General features: G+C 55.6%; 14 protein-coding genes and 1 pseudogene. 13 read left to right on the top strand and 2 right to left on the bottom strand.

What is annotated here, in order from left to right:
• The first annotated feature begins 12 nt into the window (after nt 1–12).
• Nucleotides 13–1335, top strand: a complete 1323-nt coding sequence (locus P346_RS07820; protein WP_032660755.1) for an MFS transporter — start codon at nt 13–15, stop codon at nt 1333–1335.
• Here the strand turns inward: P346_RS07820 and satP are convergent.
• Nucleotides 1312–1878 (bottom strand): acetate uptake transporter, encoded by a 567-nt coding sequence (gene satP / locus P346_RS07825; protein ID WP_023334461.1) that lies wholly within the window; start codon nt 1876–1878, stop codon nt 1312–1314. The genes P346_RS07820 and satP overlap by 24 nt on opposite strands.
• A gap of 296 nt (nt 1879–2174) precedes the next feature.
• Here satP and dnaK point away from each other — a divergent pair, with 296 nt between their 5' ends.
• The 4 genes from dnaK to nhaR all read left to right on the top strand — a co-directional run bounded on the left by dnaK (nt 2175) and on the right by nhaR (nt 7627).
• Complete coding sequence (gene dnaK / locus P346_RS07830; RefSeq protein WP_024907421.1) at nt 2175–4088, top strand: molecular chaperone DnaK; 1914 nt, start codon at nt 2175–2177, stop codon at nt 4086–4088.
• An 87-nt stretch (nt 4089–4175) separates the two neighbouring features.
• On the top strand, nt 4176–5321 hold the full coding sequence (dnaJ, locus tag P346_RS07835; RefSeq protein ID WP_023310347.1) for a molecular chaperone DnaJ: 1146 nt from the start codon (nt 4176–4178) through the stop codon (nt 5319–5321).
• Between the two features lie 172 nt (nt 5322–5493).
• Nucleotides 5494–6669, top strand: a complete 1176-nt coding sequence (gene nhaA / locus P346_RS07840) for a Na+/H+ antiporter NhaA (RefSeq protein ID WP_023310348.1) — start codon at nt 5494–5496, stop codon at nt 6667–6669.
• Between the two features lie 58 nt (nt 6670–6727).
• Nucleotides 6728–7627: a transcriptional activator NhaR gene (nhaR, locus tag P346_RS07845; RefSeq protein ID WP_032660752.1), complete on the top strand. Its 900-nt coding sequence runs from the start codon at nt 6728–6730 to the stop codon at nt 7625–7627.
• A 57-nt stretch (nt 7628–7684) separates the two neighbouring features.
• On the opposite strand, the gene rpsT is transcribed toward nhaR, so the two are convergent.
• Nucleotides 7685–7948 (bottom strand): 30S ribosomal protein S20, encoded by a 264-nt coding sequence (gene rpsT, locus P346_RS07850; protein ID WP_003856458.1) that lies wholly within the window; start codon nt 7946–7948, stop codon nt 7685–7687.
• A gap of 101 nt (nt 7949–8049) precedes the next feature.
• Between rpsT and P346_RS23595 the strand changes: the two are divergent.
• The 8 genes and pseudogenes from P346_RS23595 to carA all read left to right on the top strand — a co-directional run bounded on the left by P346_RS23595 (nt 8050) and on the right by carA (nt 16713).
• Nucleotides 8050–8268, top strand: a pseudogene (locus P346_RS23595) (DUF2575 domain-containing protein).
• A gap of 7 nt (nt 8269–8275) precedes the next feature.
• On the top strand, nt 8276–9202 hold the full coding sequence (ribF, locus tag P346_RS07855; protein ID WP_023310350.1) for a bifunctional riboflavin kinase/FAD synthetase: 927 nt from the start codon (nt 8276–8278) through the stop codon (nt 9200–9202).
• Between the two features lie 45 nt (nt 9203–9247).
• Nucleotides 9248–12064 carry an isoleucine--tRNA ligase gene (gene ileS, locus P346_RS07860; RefSeq protein WP_032660749.1) on the top strand — a complete coding sequence of 939 codons (2817 nt, stop codon included), beginning with the start codon at nt 9248–9250 and terminating at the stop codon, nt 12062–12064.
• Complete coding sequence (gene lspA, locus P346_RS07865; protein ID WP_008502034.1) at nt 12064–12564, top strand: signal peptidase II; 501 nt, start codon at nt 12064–12066, stop codon at nt 12562–12564. The genes ileS and lspA overlap by 1 nt, the downstream gene beginning before the upstream one ends.
• 117 nt (nt 12565–12681) lie before the next feature.
• The gene (gene fkpB / locus P346_RS07870; protein WP_003856450.1) at nt 12682–13131 is read left to right on the top strand and encodes an FKBP-type peptidyl-prolyl cis-trans isomerase; all 450 of its coding nucleotides are present in this window, start codon (nt 12682–12684) and stop codon (nt 13129–13131) included.
• Between the two features lies 1 nt (nt 13132).
• Nucleotides 13133–14083, top strand: coding sequence for a 4-hydroxy-3-methylbut-2-enyl diphosphate reductase (gene ispH / locus P346_RS07875; protein WP_032660746.1), 951 nt, complete (start codon nt 13133–13135; stop codon nt 14081–14083).
• 206 nt (nt 14084–14289) lie between these two features.
• Nucleotides 14290–15111 (top strand): 4-hydroxy-tetrahydrodipicolinate reductase, encoded by an 822-nt coding sequence (dapB, locus tag P346_RS07880; RefSeq protein ID WP_032660744.1) that lies wholly within the window; start codon nt 14290–14292, stop codon nt 15109–15111.
• A 453-nt stretch (nt 15112–15564) separates the two neighbouring features.
• On the top strand, nt 15565–16713 hold the full coding sequence (gene carA / locus P346_RS07885) for a glutamine-hydrolyzing carbamoyl-phosphate synthase small subunit (protein WP_010427050.1): 1149 nt from the start codon (nt 15565–15567) through the stop codon (nt 16711–16713).
• Nucleotides 16714–16730 lie beyond the last annotated feature (17 nt).

Raw genomic sequence — 16730 nt, 5'->3', positions numbered from 1 at the left:
TAATGGTTCGCTATGTCACATAACACCCGACCTCTGAATCGACAGGACTACAAAACCCTCACGCTCGCGGCCCTAGGCGGCGCGCTGGAGTTTTACGACTTTATCATCTTCGTCTTCTTCGCCGCCGTGGTGGGAGAACTCTTCTTCCCGGCGGATATCCCGGAATGGCTGCGTCAGGTGCAAACCTTCGGCATTTTTGCCGCCGGGTATCTGGCGCGTCCGCTGGGCGGCATTATCATGGCCCACTTTGGCGATCTGGTCGGGCGCAAGAAGATGTTTACCCTCAGCATCCTGCTGATGGCCGTGCCGACGCTGGCCATTGGTCTGCTGCCCACCTATACCTCGATGGGCATCCTTGCTCCGTTGCTGCTGTTGCTGATGCGCGTACTTCAGGGCGCGGCGATTGGCGGTGAAGTGCCGGGCGCGTGGGTGTTTGTCGCAGAGCATGTTCCGGCCCGCCGCATTGGTATCGCCTGCGGAACCTTAACGGCGGGGCTGACCGTCGGAATCCTGCTCGGCTCGGTGGTCGCAACGATTGTGAATACCAGCATGACGCAACAGGCCGTGCACGACTGGGGCTGGCGTATTCCGTTCCTGCTGGGTGGGGCGTTTGGTCTGGTCGCGATGTACCTGCGCCGCTGGCTGCAGGAGACGCCAATTTTCCTCGAGATGCAGCAGCGCAAAGCGCTGGCGCAGGAGCTGCCGGTGAAGGCGGTCGTGGTTCGCCATAAAAAAGCGGTGGTGGTGTCGATGCTGCTCACCTGGCTGCTTTCGGCGGGCATTGTGGTGGTGATATTGATGTCCCCGGTGTGGCTGCAAAAGCAGTACGGCTTCGCCCCTGCCGTGACGCTTCAGGCGAACAGTATCGCGACAATTATGCTCTGCTTTGGCTGTCTGGCCGCCGGGCTGGCAGCAGATCGTTTCGGTGCCAGCGTGACCTTTATCGTCGGCAGCCTGCTACTGGCCGCGTCAAGCTGGGCGTTTTACCATCTGGCGGGCAGCCATCCTGAACAGCTGTTCCTGCTGTACGGCGTGGTAGGGCTGTGCGTGGGCGTAGTGGGTGCTGTGCCTTACGTCATGGTACGCGCTTTCCCGCCGGAAGTTCGTTTCACCGGGATCTCGTTCTCTTACAACGTCTCATATGCCATTTTCGGCGGGCTGACGCCTATTGCGGTTACCGTACTGATGGGCGTGTCGCCGATGGCGCCAGCCTGGTATGTACTCGCGCTCTCGCTGATGGGGCTGGTATTAGGATTTTGGCTTCGTCAGGCGGGGGGATGTCGTGCCCGCGAGGCGGGCACGACAGAGGGATCAGTGTTTTTCACCAATCGGTAGAATGGTGCGGTCAAACTGCTCGTTCAGCACTTCACCCATTGCGAGGTAGATAGCGCTTGCGCCGCAAACCAGACCAATCCAGCCTGCAACATGAACGATGCCTTCGTTATCCACCAGGTGACCAATCGCCAGCAGGGCGAACAGTACGGTCAGGCTCAGGAAAACGAACTGCAGCATGCGGTTACCTTTCAGGGTACCGAAGAACATGAACAGGGTGAAGACGCCCCACAGGCCCAGGTAGACGCCCAGGAAGTGGGCGTTTGCCGCGTCCGCCATGCCCATTTTAGGCAGCAGCAGAATGGCAACCAGGGTCAGCCAGAAAGAACCGTAAGAGGTAAAGGCGGTTAAGCCGAAGGTATTGCCTTTCTTATATTCCAGCAGGCCCGCGAAGATTTGCGCGATACCGCCGTAAAAAATGCCCATCGCCAGGATGATGCCATCCATCGGGAACATCCCGATATTGTGCAGGTTCAGCAGGATAGTGGTCATGCCAAAACCCATCAGGCCCAGCGGAGCCGGATTAGCCAACTTAGTGTTGCCCATAAGTCCTCAAAAAAATCATCATTAATATGGTGAAATGGTTAAACCCGCGTCAGTTCTCCCTGACTGGGCGCGGCATCATAATGGGCGCAATCGATGGCGTCTATGATCTCATCAGGGTGAAATTAAAATTTTTTTTATGCTTGCCCCTTGATGGATGCCGTCGCGACCCCATCTTGTAGTCAACCGCAGTGTGTGGACCTGAAAAAAATCAAATCTGGGCAGTTGAAAAAGCACGTTCTGCCCTTATTACAGGTACACAACCACATGTTGACTGAATTTTTAGTGGAGACGTTTAGATGGGTAAAATTATTGGTATCGACCTGGGTACTACCAACTCTTGTGTAGCGATTATGGATGGCACTACTGCACGCGTGCTGGAGAACGCCGAGGGCGATCGCACCACGCCTTCTATCATTGCTTATACCCAGGATGGTGAAACTCTGGTTGGTCAGCCGGCTAAACGTCAGGCAGTGACAAACCCGCAAAACACCCTGTTTGCGATTAAACGCCTGATCGGTCGCCGCTTCCAGGACGAAGAAGTTCAGCGTGACGTTTCCATCATGCCTTACAAAATCATCGCGGCAGATAACGGCGATGCGTGGCTTGATGTGAAAGGCGCTAAAACTGCACCACCGCAGATTTCTGCTGAAGTGCTGAAGAAAATGAAGAAAACCGCTGAAGATTACCTGGGTGAGCCGGTAACTGAAGCTGTTATCACCGTACCTGCCTACTTCAACGATGCTCAGCGTCAGGCAACCAAAGATGCTGGCCGTATCGCAGGTCTGGAAGTAAAACGTATCATCAACGAACCAACTGCTGCTGCACTGGCTTACGGTCTGGATAAAGAAGTTGGCAACCGTACTATCGCGGTTTACGACCTGGGTGGTGGGACCTTCGATATCTCTATTATCGAAATCGACGAAGTTGACGGCGAAAAAACCTTCGAAGTTCTGGCAACCAACGGTGATACCCACCTGGGTGGTGAAGACTTCGATACCCGTCTGATCAACTACCTCGTTGACGAGTTTAAGAAAGATCAGGGCATTGACCTGCGTAATGACCCGCTGGCGATGCAGCGCCTGAAAGAAGCCGCTGAGAAAGCGAAGATCGAGCTGTCTTCCGCTCAGCAGACCGACGTGAACCTGCCGTACATCACCGCAGACGCGACCGGTCCTAAACACATGAACATCAAAGTGACCCGTGCGAAACTGGAAAGCCTGGTAGAAGACCTGGTAAACCGTTCTATCGAGCCGCTGAAAGTTGCTCTGCAGGACGCTGGCCTGTCCGTATCCGATATCCAGGACGTTATCCTGGTGGGTGGTCAGACCCGTATGCCAATGGTTCAGAAGAAAGTGGCTGAGTTCTTTGGTAAAGAGCCACGTAAAGACGTTAACCCGGACGAAGCGGTCGCAATCGGTGCTGCGGTTCAGGGTGGCGTACTGACCGGTGAAGTTAAAGACGTACTGCTGCTGGACGTTACCCCGCTGTCTCTGGGTATCGAAACCATGGGCGGTGTGATGACTGCGCTCATCAACAAAAACACCACCATCCCAACGAAACACAGCCAGGTGTTCTCTACCGCTGAAGACAACCAGTCTGCGGTAACCATCCATGTGATTCAGGGCGAGCGTAAGCGTGCGGCGGATAACAAATCTCTGGGTCAGTTCAACCTGGACGGTATTAACCCGGCGCCGCGCGGCATGCCGCAGATCGAAGTCACCTTCGACATCGACGCTGACGGTATCCTGCACGTGTCTGCGAAAGACAAAAACAGCGGTAAAGAGCAGAAGATCACCATCAAGGCATCTTCTGGCCTGAACGAAGCGGAAATCGAAAAAATGGTTCGCGATGCCGAAGCTAACGCGGAATCCGACCGTAAGTTCGAAGAGCTGGTTCAGACTCGCAACCAGGGTGACCATCTGCTGCACAGCACCCGTAAGCAGGTTGAAGAAGCAGGCGATAAGCTGCCAGCGGAAGACAAGACTGCTATCGAAGCTGCACTGAGTGCGCTGGAATCCTCACTGAAAGGTGAAGACAAAGCGGACATCGAAGCGAAGATGCAGGAACTGGCGCAGGCTTCTCAGAAGCTGATGGAAATCGCTCAGCAGCAGCACGCTCAACAGCAGGCGGGCGCTGACGCTTCGGCGAACAATGCGAAAGACGACGACGTTGTCGACGCTGAGTTCGAAGAAGTTAAAGATAAAAAATAATCGCCCTGATGCAGGGTAATTAATCGGCACGGGCGTAGGAGAACTCTCCACGCCCGTGCTCGCATGTTAAGGGGCTTAAAAAAACCAATGGCAAAGCAAGACTATTACGAGATTTTAGGCGTTCCGAAAACTGCGGAAGAGCGTGAAATCAAAAAGGCGTACAAGCGCCTGGCCATGAAATTCCACCCGGACCGTAACCAGGGTGACAAAGAGGCTGAAGCCAAATTTAAAGAGATCAAAGAAGCCTACGAAGTCCTGACCGATGCACAAAAACGTGCGGCCTATGACCAGTACGGTCACGCAGCCTTTGAACAGGGCGGCATGGGCGGCGGTGGATTCGGCGGAGGCGGCTTTGGCGGCGGAGCTGACTTCAGCGATATCTTTGGCGATGTATTCGGCGACATCTTCGGCGGCGGCCGTGGTCGTCAGCGCGCGGCGCGCGGCGCGGACCTGCGCTACAACATGGAGCTGACGCTGGAAGAGGCCGTTCGCGGTGTCACCAAAGAGATCCGTATTCCGACGCTGGAAGAGTGTGACGTTTGCCACGGCAGCGGCGCGAAAGCGGGCACACAGCCTCAGACCTGTCCAACCTGTCACGGCTCTGGTCAGGTACAGATGCGCCAGGGCTTCTTCGCGGTACAGCAGGCCTGTCCTCACTGTCACGGTCGCGGCACGCTGATTAAAGATCCATGCACCAAATGCCACGGGCACGGTCGCGTTGAGAAAACCAAAACACTGTCCGTTAAGATCCCGGCTGGCGTCGATACGGGCGACCGCATCCGTCTGGCAGGTGAGGGCGAAGCAGGGGAGCACGGCGCACCGGCGGGCGATCTGTACGTTCAGGTGCAGGTGAAACAGCACGCTATTTTCGAGCGTGAAGGTAATAACCTGTACTGCGAAGTGCCGATCAACTTCGCGATGGCGGCACTCGGTGGTGAAATCGAAGTGCCTACGCTGGACGGTCGCGTGAACCTGAAAGTACCGGGCGAAACCCAGACCGGCAAGCTGTTCCGCATGCGCGGGAAAGGCGTTAAATCCGTTCGCGGTGGCGCCCAGGGCGACCTGCTGTGCCGCGTCGTCGTGGAAACGCCGGTTGGCCTGAACGACAAGCAGAAACAGCTGCTGAAAGAACTGCAGGAGAGCTTTGGCGGTCCGACGGGTGAGAAAAACAGCCCGCGTTCTAAAAGCTTCTTCGATGGCGTCAAAAAATTCTTCGATGATTTGACCCGCTAATTCGTTAGCTGGTTTTCATCTTCTAAAAGCCCGGAAGCGATTCCGGGCTTTTTTATTTGCGCGTATAGCTCGGTTAAACTGAGTCTATACTCAACATTAATCTGTTTTTGCCGAGCTATTTGGCTTGGTATTATGGTTTTATCGAGGTATTGTTGTAAAAGAGAGAACTTAAATGAAATTACTACACCGTTTCTTTAGCAGTGAGGCGTCCGGTGGCGTGATACTGATTATTGCCGCAGCGGCCGCGATGGTGCTGGCTAACCTTGGCATCACGCAGGATCTCTACCATGCATTTCTGGAAACGCCCGTTGAGCTGAAGGTCGGGGCGCTGGAAATTAACAAGAACATGCTGCTGTGGATCAACGATGCGCTAATGGCGGTATTCTTCCTGCTGGTGGGTCTTGAGGTTAAGCGTGAGCTGGTTCTGGGCTCGCTTGCCAGCCGCCAGCGTGCGGCGTTTCCTGTGATCGCAGCCATCGGCGGAATGGTCGTTCCGGCGTTGCTCTTCCTGGCGTTCACCTGGCAGGATCCTGTTGCGCGTGACGGCTGGGCGATCCCGGCCGCGACGGATATCGCCTTTGCGCTCGGTGTCTTAGCCTTGCTCGGTAGCCGCGTGCCGGTGGCCCTGAAAATCTTCCTGATGGCGCTGGCGATCATCGATGACCTGGGTGCCATTGTGATTATCGCGCTGTTCTACACCAGCGATCTGTCGATCCTGTCCCTGAGCGTCGCCGCCGGGGCGATTGCGGTGCTGGCGCTGCTGAACATCTTCAATGTTCGCCGCATCGGTATCTATATCCTGGTGGGGATGGTGCTGTGGACGGCGGTGCTGAAATCCGGCGTGCACGCCACGCTGGCAGGCGTGATTGTGGGCTTCTTCGTGCCGCTTAAACCGCAGGACGGCAAGTCGCCTGCCAAACAGCTGGAGCATGTGCTGCACCCTTGGGTTGCCTTTATGATCCTGCCGCTGTTTGCGTTTGCCAACGCGGGCGTTTCCCTCGGCGGCGTGACGCTGGACGGGCTGACGTCCGTGCTGCCGCTGGGCATCATTGCCGGGCTATTTATCGGTAAGCCGCTGGGTATTAGCCTCTTCTGCTGGCTGGCGACGAAGCTGAAGCTGGCGTCATTGCCGCACGGTACAACCTTTGGTCAAATTATGGCCGTCGGCGTGCTGTGTGGAATCGGGTTTACGATGTCGATCTTTATCTCGACGCTGGCGTTTGGTGCGCATGCGCCTGAGCTTATCGTCTGGGCTAAACTCGGCATTCTCATCGGGTCATTACTGGCCGCGGTAATCGGTTATACCTTGTTGAAGGTGAAGTTGTCCGGACAGGCCGTCCAGGCATAACGGAACACCGGGAGGAGGCGATCCTCCTCCCGATACACACTCAGGGAGAGAAGACGCGATGTCTCATTTAAATTACAACCATCTGTACTACTTCTGGCACGTTTACAAACAGGGCTCGGTGGTGGGGGCGGCAGAGGCGCTCTACCTGACGCCGCAAACCATCACCGGGCAAATCAAGGCCCTGGAAGAGCGCCTGCAGGGCAAGCTGTTCAAGCGTAAAGGGCGTGGGATTGAACCCAGCGAACTGGGTGAACTGGTGTTCCGCTATGCGGACAAAATGTTTACCCTGAGCCAGGAGATGCTGGATATCGTCAACTATCGCAAAGAGTCGAACCTGCTCTTTGACGTGGGCGTGGCGGATGCGCTGTCCAAGCGGCTGGTGAGCGGCGTGCTGGATGCGGCGGTAGTCGAAGACGAGCAAATCCACCTGCGCTGCTTTGAATCCACCCACGAGATGCTGCTGGAACAGCTGAGCCAGCACAAGCTGGACATGATTATCTCGGACTGCCCGATTGACTCCACCCAGCAGGAAGGGCTGTTCTCGGTGAAGATTGGCGAATGCGGCGTGAGCTTCTGGTGCATTAACCCGCCGCCGGAGAAACCGTTCCCCGCGTGCCTTGAAGAGCGCCGTCTGCTGGTGCCGGGAAGACGTTCCATGCTCGGACGCAAGCTGCTGAACTGGTTTAACTCGCAGGGGCTGAAGGTAGAAATCCTCGGTGAGTTCGACGATGCGGCGCTGATGAAAGCCTTTGGCGAAGCGCATAATGCGATCTTCGTTGCGCCGACGCTGTACGCGCACGATCTCTATTCAGACGACAAGATTACGGAGATAGGCAGAGTGGATAACGTGATGGAGGAGTATCACGCCATATTTGCCGAAAGAATGATTCAGCACCCGGCGGTGCAGCGAATCTGCAATCGTGACTACTCGGCGCTGTTTACGCCACCGGCAATCTGAAGGCATAAAAAAACCCGCGTTAAGCGGGTTCTTTAAACAAGCAACAACAAGTAGCGATTAAGCCAGTTTGTTGATCTGCGCGGTCAGGTTTGCTTTATGACGCGCTGCTTTGTTTTTGTGGATCAGACCTTTAGCAGCCTGACGATCCACGATTGGTTGCATTTCGTTAAATGCGTTCTGCGCTGCAGCTTTGTCGCCTGCTTCGATTGCTGCGTATACTTTCTTGATGAAAGTACGCATCATAGAGCGACGGCTTGCGTTGTGCTTACGAGCCTTTTCAGACTGAACGGCACGTTTCTTAGCTGATTTGATATTAGCCAAGTCCAACTCCCAAATATGTTCTATGTGGACAATTCAAAGGCCGAGGAATATGCCCTCTTTGCCTTCTTTTGTCAATGGATTTGTGCAAATAAGCGCCGTTAATTAGCGACGCTACGTTACGTAGTGATGGCGCAGGATTCTACCAGCTTGTCTTCCCTGAATACAGCCTTTCGGCATAAAAATCGCAGTTCAGGAGCAGATTTTTTCGCTGCGAAAGGTCAGCCTGATGAAATCATTACGGCTTTCTGTTTTGCGCGAACAATCGCCGGTTAACCTTAACCGCTGTACAAGGTATACTTTGGCGATTTTCACTGTTTTGAGCCAGACATGAAGCTGATACGCGGCATACATAATCTCAGCAGCGCGCCACACGGGTGCGTGCTGACTATTGGTAATTTCGACGGCGTGCATCGTGGTCATCAGGCGCTGTTGCAGGGATTGCGTAAAGAAGGGGAGGCCCGCGGCCTGCCCGTTGTAGTGATGATTTTCGAGCCGCAGCCGCTGGAGCTGTTCGCGGGCGATAAATCTCCCGCCCGACTCACTCGCCTGCGCGAGAAATTGCGCTATCTGGCGGAGTCCGGCGTGGACTACGTATTGTGTTTACGTTTCGATCGTCGCTTTGCCGCGCTGACAGCACAAAATTTCGTCAGCGACCTGCTGGTTAAGCGTCTTGGCGTACAGTTTCTCGCCGTGGGCGATGATTTCCGCTTTGGCGCTGGTCGTCAGGGCGATTTCTTGCTATTACAGAAGGCTGGTCTGGAGTATGGATTTGACGTCACCAGCGCGATGACCTTCTGCGAAGGCGGCGTGCGCGTCAGCAGCACGGCGGTGCGTCAGGCGCTGGCTAATGATGACCTGGACACGGCAGAAACCCTGCTGGGGCATCCGTTCACCATCTCTGGGCGCGTGGTCCATGGCGATGCGCTGGGGCGCACGATAGGCTTCCCGACGGCGAATATACCGCTGCGTCGTCAGGTTTCCCCGGTTAAAGGGGTGTATGCGGTGGAAGTGGCAGGACTGGGCGATAAGCCGTTCTACGGCGTCGCCAACATTGGCACGCGTCCGACCGTCGCCGGTGTGCGTCAACAGTTAGAAGTGCACCTGCTGGACGTTGTAATGGACCTCTATGGTCGCCATATAGATGTGATACTGCGTAAAAAAATACGCAACGAGCAGCGATTTGGTTCGCTGGATGAACTAAAAGCGCAAATTGCGCGAGATGAATTGACGGCCCGCGAGTTTTTTGGGCTTTGAACCCGGCTTAACTGCCTACGTGATAAATACGGAACCGAGAATCTGATGAGTGACTATAAATCAACCCTGAATTTGCCGGAAACAGGGTTCCCGATGCGCGGCGATCTCGCCAAGCGCGAACCGGGAATGCTGGCGCGTTGGACCGATGATGACCTGTACGGCATCATTCGTGCAGCCAAAAAAGGCAAAAAAACCTTCATTCTGCATGATGGCCCTCCATATGCGAATGGCAGCATTCATATTGGTCACTCGGTTAACAAGATTCTGAAAGACATTATCGTGAAGTCCAAAGGCCTCACGGGATATGACTCGCCTTACGTTCCTGGCTGGGACTGCCACGGTCTGCCAATCGAGCTGAAAGTGGAGCAAGAGTTTGGCAAACCGGGTGAGAAGTTCACCGCCGCCGAGTTCCGTGCGAAGTGCCGCGAATACGCAGCCACGCAGGTTGACGGTCAGCGCGCTGACTTCATCCGTCTGGGCGTGCTGGGCGACTGGTCGCACCCGTACCTGACCATGGACTTCAAAACTGAAGCCAACATCATCCGTGCGCTGGGTAAAATCATCGGTAACGGCCACCTGCACAAAGGCGCTAAGCCGGTGCACTGGTGCGTGGACTGCCGCTCTGCGCTGGCAGAAGCGGAAGTTGAGTATTACGACAAAACCTCTCCGTCTATCGACGTGGCGTTCCATGCCGTCGATCAGGATGCGGTGAAGGCTAAATTTGGCGTCTCCTCGGTAAACGGCCCGATCTCTCTGGTGATCTGGACCACCACCCCGTGGACCCTGCCAGCAAACCGTGCGATCTCCCTGTCCGGTGAGTTCGAATACGCGCTGGTGCAGATTGACGGTCAGGCGGTTATCCTGGCGAAAGATCTGGTTGAGAGCGTGCTGAAGCGCGCGCATATCAGCGACTACACCGTGCTGGGCACCGTGAAAGGCGACGCGCTGGAGCTGATGCGCTTCAAACACCCGTTCCTGGACTTCGACGTTCCGGCGATCCTGGGCGACCACGTGACGCTGGAAGCGGGTACCGGTGCGGTGCATACCGCCGGTGGCCACGGTCCTGACGACTACAACATCAGCCTGAAGTACGGTCTGGAAATCGCTAACCCGGTTGGCCCGGACGGATCTTACCTGCCTGGCACCTACCCGGCGCTGGACGGTATCAACGTCTTCAAAGCGAACGACATCATCGTCGACATGCTGCGCACCAGCGGCGCGCTGCTGCACGTTGAAAAAATGCAGCACAGCTATCCGTGCTGCTGGCGTCACAAGACCCCGATCATCTTCCGTGCGACCCCGCAGTGGTTCGTCAGCATGGATCAGAAAGGCCTGCGCGAGCAGTCTCTGAAAGAGATCAAAGGCGTGCAGTGGATCCCTGACTGGGGCCAGGCGCGTATCGAATCCATGGTGGCTAACCGTCCTGACTGGTGTATCTCCCGTCAGCGTACCTGGGGCGTGCCGATGTCTCTGTTCGTACATAAAGAGACGCAGGAGCTGCACCCGAACACTCTGGAACTGATGGAAGAAGTGGCGAAGCGCGTCGAAGTTGACGGCATTCAGGCGTGGTGGGATCTCGACTCCCGCGACATCCTGGGCGCTGACGCAGACAACTACGAGAAAGTACCGGATACCCTGGACGTGTGGTTCGACTCCGGGTCTACCCACTCCTCCGTGGTTGACGTGCGTCCGGAATTTGCCGGTCACGCTGCCGATATGTATCTGGAAGGGTCTGACCAACACCGCGGCTGGTTCATGTCATCTCTGATGATCTCCACCGCCATGAAGGGTAAAGCGCCTTACCGTCAGGTACTGACTCACGGCTTCACCGTGGATGGTCAGGGCCGTAAGATGTCCAAATCTATCGGTAACACCGTTTCTCCGCAGGATGTGATGAACAAGCTGGGCGCAGACATTCTGCGTCTGTGGGTAGCCTCTACCGATTACACCGGCGAAATGGCGGTGTCTGACGAGATCCTGAAGCGTGCCGCCGACAGCTATCGTCGTATCCGTAACACCGCGCGCTTCCTGCTGGCGAACCTGAACGGGTTCGATCCGGCAAAAGACATGGTGAAACCGGAAGAGATGGTGGTGCTGGATCGCTGGGCGGTAGGCTGCGCGAAAGCAGCGCAGGAAGATATCCTGAAAGCCTATGAGTCTTACGACTTCCACGAAGTGGTGCAGCGCCTGATGCGCTTCTGCTCCATCGAGATGGGCTCGTTCTACCTCGACATCATCAAAGACCGCCAGTACACCGCGAAAGCGGACAGTGTGGCGCGTCGTAGCTGCCAGACCGCGCTGTTCCACATCGCAGAAGCGCTGGTGCGCTGGATGGCGCCGATCATGTCCTTCACCGCGGACGAAATCTGGGGCTACCTGCCGGGCGACCGTGAGAAGTATGTGTTCACGGGCGAGTGGTACGAAGGCCTGTTCGATCTCTCCAGCACCGAAGCAATGAACGATGCCTTCTGGGACGAGCTGCTGAAAGTGCGTGGCGAAGTGAATAAGGTTATCGAGCAGGCGCGTGCGGACAAGAAAGTCGGCGGCTCTCTGGAAGCGGCAGTTACGCTGTATGCCGAACCGGAGCTGGCGGCGAAGCTGACGGCGCTGGGCGATGAATTACGATTTGTCCTGTTGACCTCCGGTGCGAAAGTTGCGGATTATGCCGATGCTTCTGCTGATGCTCAGCAGAGCGAACTGCTCAAAGGACTGAAAGTCGCGCTGAGCAAAGCCGACGGTGAGAAATGCCCGCGTTGCTGGCATTACACCACCGATGTTGGCCAGGTGGCGGAACACGCAGACATCTGCGGACGCTGTGTAAGCAACGTCGCCGGTGACGGCGAAAAACGTAAGTTTGCCTGATGAGTAAAACTCTCTGTTCAACAGGACTGCGCTGGCTGTGGCTGGTAGTGGTGGTGCTGATTATCGATCTGGGCAGCAAGTTCCTGATCCTCCAGAATTTTGCTCTGGGGGAGACGGTTCCGCTGTTCCCGTCGCTTAACCTGCACTACGCGCGTAACTACGGCGCAGCGTTTAGTTTCCTTGCCGACAGCGGTGGCTGGCAGCGCTGGTTCTTTGCGGGTATCGCTCTCGGTATCTGCGTGATCCTTGCGGTGCTGATGTACCGCTCGAAGGCCACGCAAAAGCTGAATAACATTGCCTACGCGCTGATCATTGGCGGCGCGCTGGGCAACCTGTTTGATCGCCTGTGGCACGGCTTTGTGGTCGATATGATCGACTTCTACGTCGGTGACTGGCACTTCGCGACCTTTAACCTCGCCGATAGCGCAATTTGCATCGGCGCGGCGTTAATCGTGCTGGAAGGCTTCTTGCCTAAACCGGCAGCGAAAGAGCAGGCGTAACAAAACCAGCCGGGTGACGCGTAGCGATCCCGGCCTACAGAATTTGTGGCCTCCCGTAGGCCCGGTAAGCGCAGCGCCACCGGGCAACAGGTGACCCAAAACAAGCGAGCAATTTGCATGTCTAAATCCGTACAGAGCAACAGCGCGGTTCTCGTTCACTTCACGCTGAAGCTGGATGACGGCTCCACGGCCGAATCCACCCGCAACAACGGCAAACCGGCCCTGTTTCGTCTTGGCGATACCTCCCTGTCTGAAGGTCTTGAGCAGCAGCTTCTGGGCCTGAAAGAGGGTGAGAAAAAAGCCTTTTCGCTGGAGCCGGATGCCGCGTTTGGCGTGCCGAGTCCGGACCTGATCCAGTATTTCTCGCGCCGCGAGTTTATGGACGCGGGTGAACCGGAGATCGGAGCGATTATGCTCTTTACCGCTATGGACGGCAGCGAAATGCCTGGCGTGATCCGCGAAATCAACGGCGACTCTATTACCGTTGACTTCAACCATCCGCTTGCCGGGCGTACCGTTCATTTTGATGTTGAAGTGCTGGAAATTGATCCTGCACTGGAGGCCTGAAATGCAGATCCTGTTGGCTAACCCGCGCGGCTTCTGCGCCGGTGTAGACCGCGCTATCAGCATTGTTGAAAACGCGCTGGAGATTTACGGCGCGCCGATTTATGTGCGTCACGAAGTGGTGCACAACCGCTACGTGGTCGACAGCCTGCGCGAGCGCGGCGCCATCTTTATTGAGCAGATCAGCGAAGTGCCGGACGGTGCGATCCTGATCTTCTCCGCGCACGGCGTCTCGCAGGCGGTACGCAACGAGGCGAAAAGCCGCGATCTGACCGTATTCGATGCCACCTGTCCGCTGGTGACAAAAGTGCATATGGAAGTGGCGCGCGCCAGCCGCCGTGGTGAAGAGTCGATTCTGATTGGCCATGCCGGTCATCCGGAAGTCGAAGGCACCATGGGCCAGTACAGCAACCCGGAAGGGGGGATGTATCTGGTTGAGTCGCCTGAAGATGTCTTTACGCTGAACGTGAAAAATGAATCCCGTCTGTCGTTTATGACCCAGACGACGCTCTCCGTAGACGATACCTCAGACGTGATTGACGCGCTGCGTCAGCGCTTCCCGAAAATCGTCGGTCCGCGTAAGGATGATATCTGCTACGCGACCACTAACCGTCAGGAAGCGGTGCGCGCGCTGGCTGAACAGGCGGATGTGGTACTGGTGGTCGGCTCCAAAAACTCGTCTAACTCCAACCGTCTGGCCGAACTGGCGCAGCGTATGGGGAAAGCGGCTTTCCTGATTGATGATGCGTCGGATATTCAGGAAGCGTGGGTTAAACACGCGGGCTGTGTCGGCGTGACGGCCGGGGCGTCTGCGCCAGATATTCTGGTACAGAACGTCATTTCCCGTCTGCAGGAACTGGGCGGTGGCGAAGCATTGCCGCTGGAAGGACGTGAAGAGAACATCGTTTTCGAAGTCCCGAAAGAACTGCGCATCGACGCCCGCGAAGTCGAATAGACCTTTTTCTGATGAAAGGCCAGCACCTCCTGTGCTGGCCTTTTTTTTTACCCGTTACTTTATCGTGACGACAAAATCATGTCTTTTACTGATATTTAAGTCGGTTTCACGTTAAATTCTAATTATCGGTGTTTTCAGTTGGCAGTGCTTCTCAAGGCTGGTTAATCTGAAAACGGTTTACATCATTTTAACGTAAGAGAATAACTATGCATGATGCACAGATCCGTGTCGCCATTGCGGGCGCGGGTGGACGTATGGGCCGTCAGCTTATTCAGGCGGCACTTCAGATGGATGGCGTCGCGCTTGGCGCGGCACTGGAGCGTGAAGGTTCTTCGCTTCTGGGGACCGATGCCGGTGAGCTGGCGGGCGCAGGCCACACGGGCGTTACCGTGCAAAGCAGCCTGGAGGCGGTAAAAGAGGACTTCGATGTCTTCATCGATTTTACCCGCCCGGAAGGGACGCTCGCCCATCTGGCGTTTTGTCGTCAGCACGGCAAGGGGATGGTGATTGGCACCACCGGTTTTGACGATGCGGGCAAGCAGGCTATCCAGGATGCATCAAAAGACATTGCGATTGTCTTCGCCGCAAACTTCAGCGTGGGCGTTAACGTCATGCTGAAGCTGCTGGAGAAGGCCGCGAAGGTGATGGGCAACTATACCGATATCGAGATCGTAGAAGCTCACCACCGTTACAAAGTTGATGCGCCATCAGGTACGGCGCTGGCGATGGGCGAAGCGATTGCTCATGCACTTGATAAAGATTTAAAAGACTGCGCGGTCTATACCCGCGAAGGTTACACCGGCGAACGCGTGCCGGGTACCATTGGCTTCGCAACCGTGCGAGCGGGTGACATCGTCGGCGAACACACAGCGATGTTCGCCGATATTGGTGAGCGCGTCGAAATTACGCATAAAGCCTCCAGCCGAATGACGTTCGCCAACGGTGCGGTCCGTTCCGCTTTGTGGCTTAAAAACAAGAAAGATGGCCTTTTTGATATGCGAGATGTGCTCGATCTCAACAATTTGTAAGCATTATTACCCATCGTGATGTGGTTATTGCAGTCGTAATTGTTTGATTGCATAGGGCAATATTTTATTGCCCTTTTATTTTATCTATTTCATACCGTATTTTTGTTTAAGTCTCTAAATATCTATCTCTTGTGGCGTTTTGACGTTACTGAAATGTAAATTTTGACCATTTGGTCCACTTTATGGTGCTGCGCTAGCTCACTTTTCATTAAACCAGGCGCGCAAGCGTTTTCCGCGGTGATTTACCTGATCTTTTTGTCGCTTAAGCCGCATTCCAATCGCCAGGCCTGCAAAAGAGTAAACAAAATATCCGTTTTAAGTTGACTTTTACCCACCAAATCCCCAGAATGCCGCCGTTTGCCAAAAATCCGCTGGCAACACATTTGCATTGATCCATGACATGCTATGAATTAATATGCAAATAAAGTGAGTGAATATTCTCTGGAGGGTGTTTTGATTAAGTCAGCGCTATTGGTTCTGGAAGACGGAACCCAGTTTATCGGTCGGGCCATAGGGGCAACGGGTTCGGCGGTTGGGGAAGTCGTTTTCAATACTTCAATGACCGGTTATCAAGAAATCCTCACTGATCCTTCCTATTCTCGCCAAATCGTTACTCTTACTTATCCTCATATCGGCAATGTCGGCACCAATGCGGCTGACGAAGAATCTTCTCAGGTACATGCGCAAGGCCTGGTCATCCGCGACCTGCCGCTGATTGCCAGCAACTTCCGCAATACCGAAGACCTCTCTTCTTACCTGAAGCGCCATAACATCGTGGCGATTGCCGATATCGATACCCGTAAGTTAACGCGTCTGCTGCGCGAGAAGGGTGCACAGAACGGCTGCATCATCGCGGGTGATAACCTCGATGCGACGCTGGCGCTGGAAAAAGCGAAAGCCTTCCCTGGCCTGAACGGCATGGACCTGGCGAAAGAAGTAACGACCGCTGAAGCCTACAGCTGGACTCAGGGTAGCTGGACGCTGGAAGGCGACCTGCCGGAAGCGAAAAAAGAGAGCGAGCTGCCGTTCCACGTGGTGGCCTACGATTTCGGCGCCAAGCGCAACATCCTGCGCATGCTGGTTGACCGCGGCTGCCGCCTGACGGTGGTTCCGGCACAAACGTCTGCCGAAGACGTGCTGAAGATGAATCCGGACGGTATTTTCCTGTCCAACGGTCCTGGCGACCCGGCGCCGTGCGATTACGCCATCGCCGCCATCAAGTCCTTCCTGGAAACCGACATCCCGGTATTCGGCATCTGTCTCGGCCATCAGCTGCTGGCGCTGGCGAGCGGTGCGAACACCGTTAAGATGAAGTTCGGCCACCACGGTGGTAACCATCCGGTGAAAGATATCGACAACAACACGGTGATGATCACCGCGCAGAACCACGGCTTTGCCGTCGATGAAGCCTCGATGCCCGCTAACCTGCGCGTGACCCATAAGTCGCTGTTCGATGGCACCCTGCAGGGGATTCATCGCACCGATAAGCCAGCATTCAGCTTCCAGGGTCACCCGGAAGCCAGCCCGGGCCCACACGACGCCGCGCCGCTGTTCGATCACTTCATCGAACTTATCGAGCAATACCGTAAGACCGCTAAATAATCAGGAGCCGAGAAGAC

The organism is Enterobacter sp. DC1 (assembly GCF_000568075.1).
Taxonomy (GTDB): domain Bacteria; phylum Pseudomonadota; class Gammaproteobacteria; order Enterobacterales; family Enterobacteriaceae; genus Enterobacter; species Enterobacter asburiae.
This window is presented reverse-complemented; position numbering and strand designations above follow the sequence as displayed.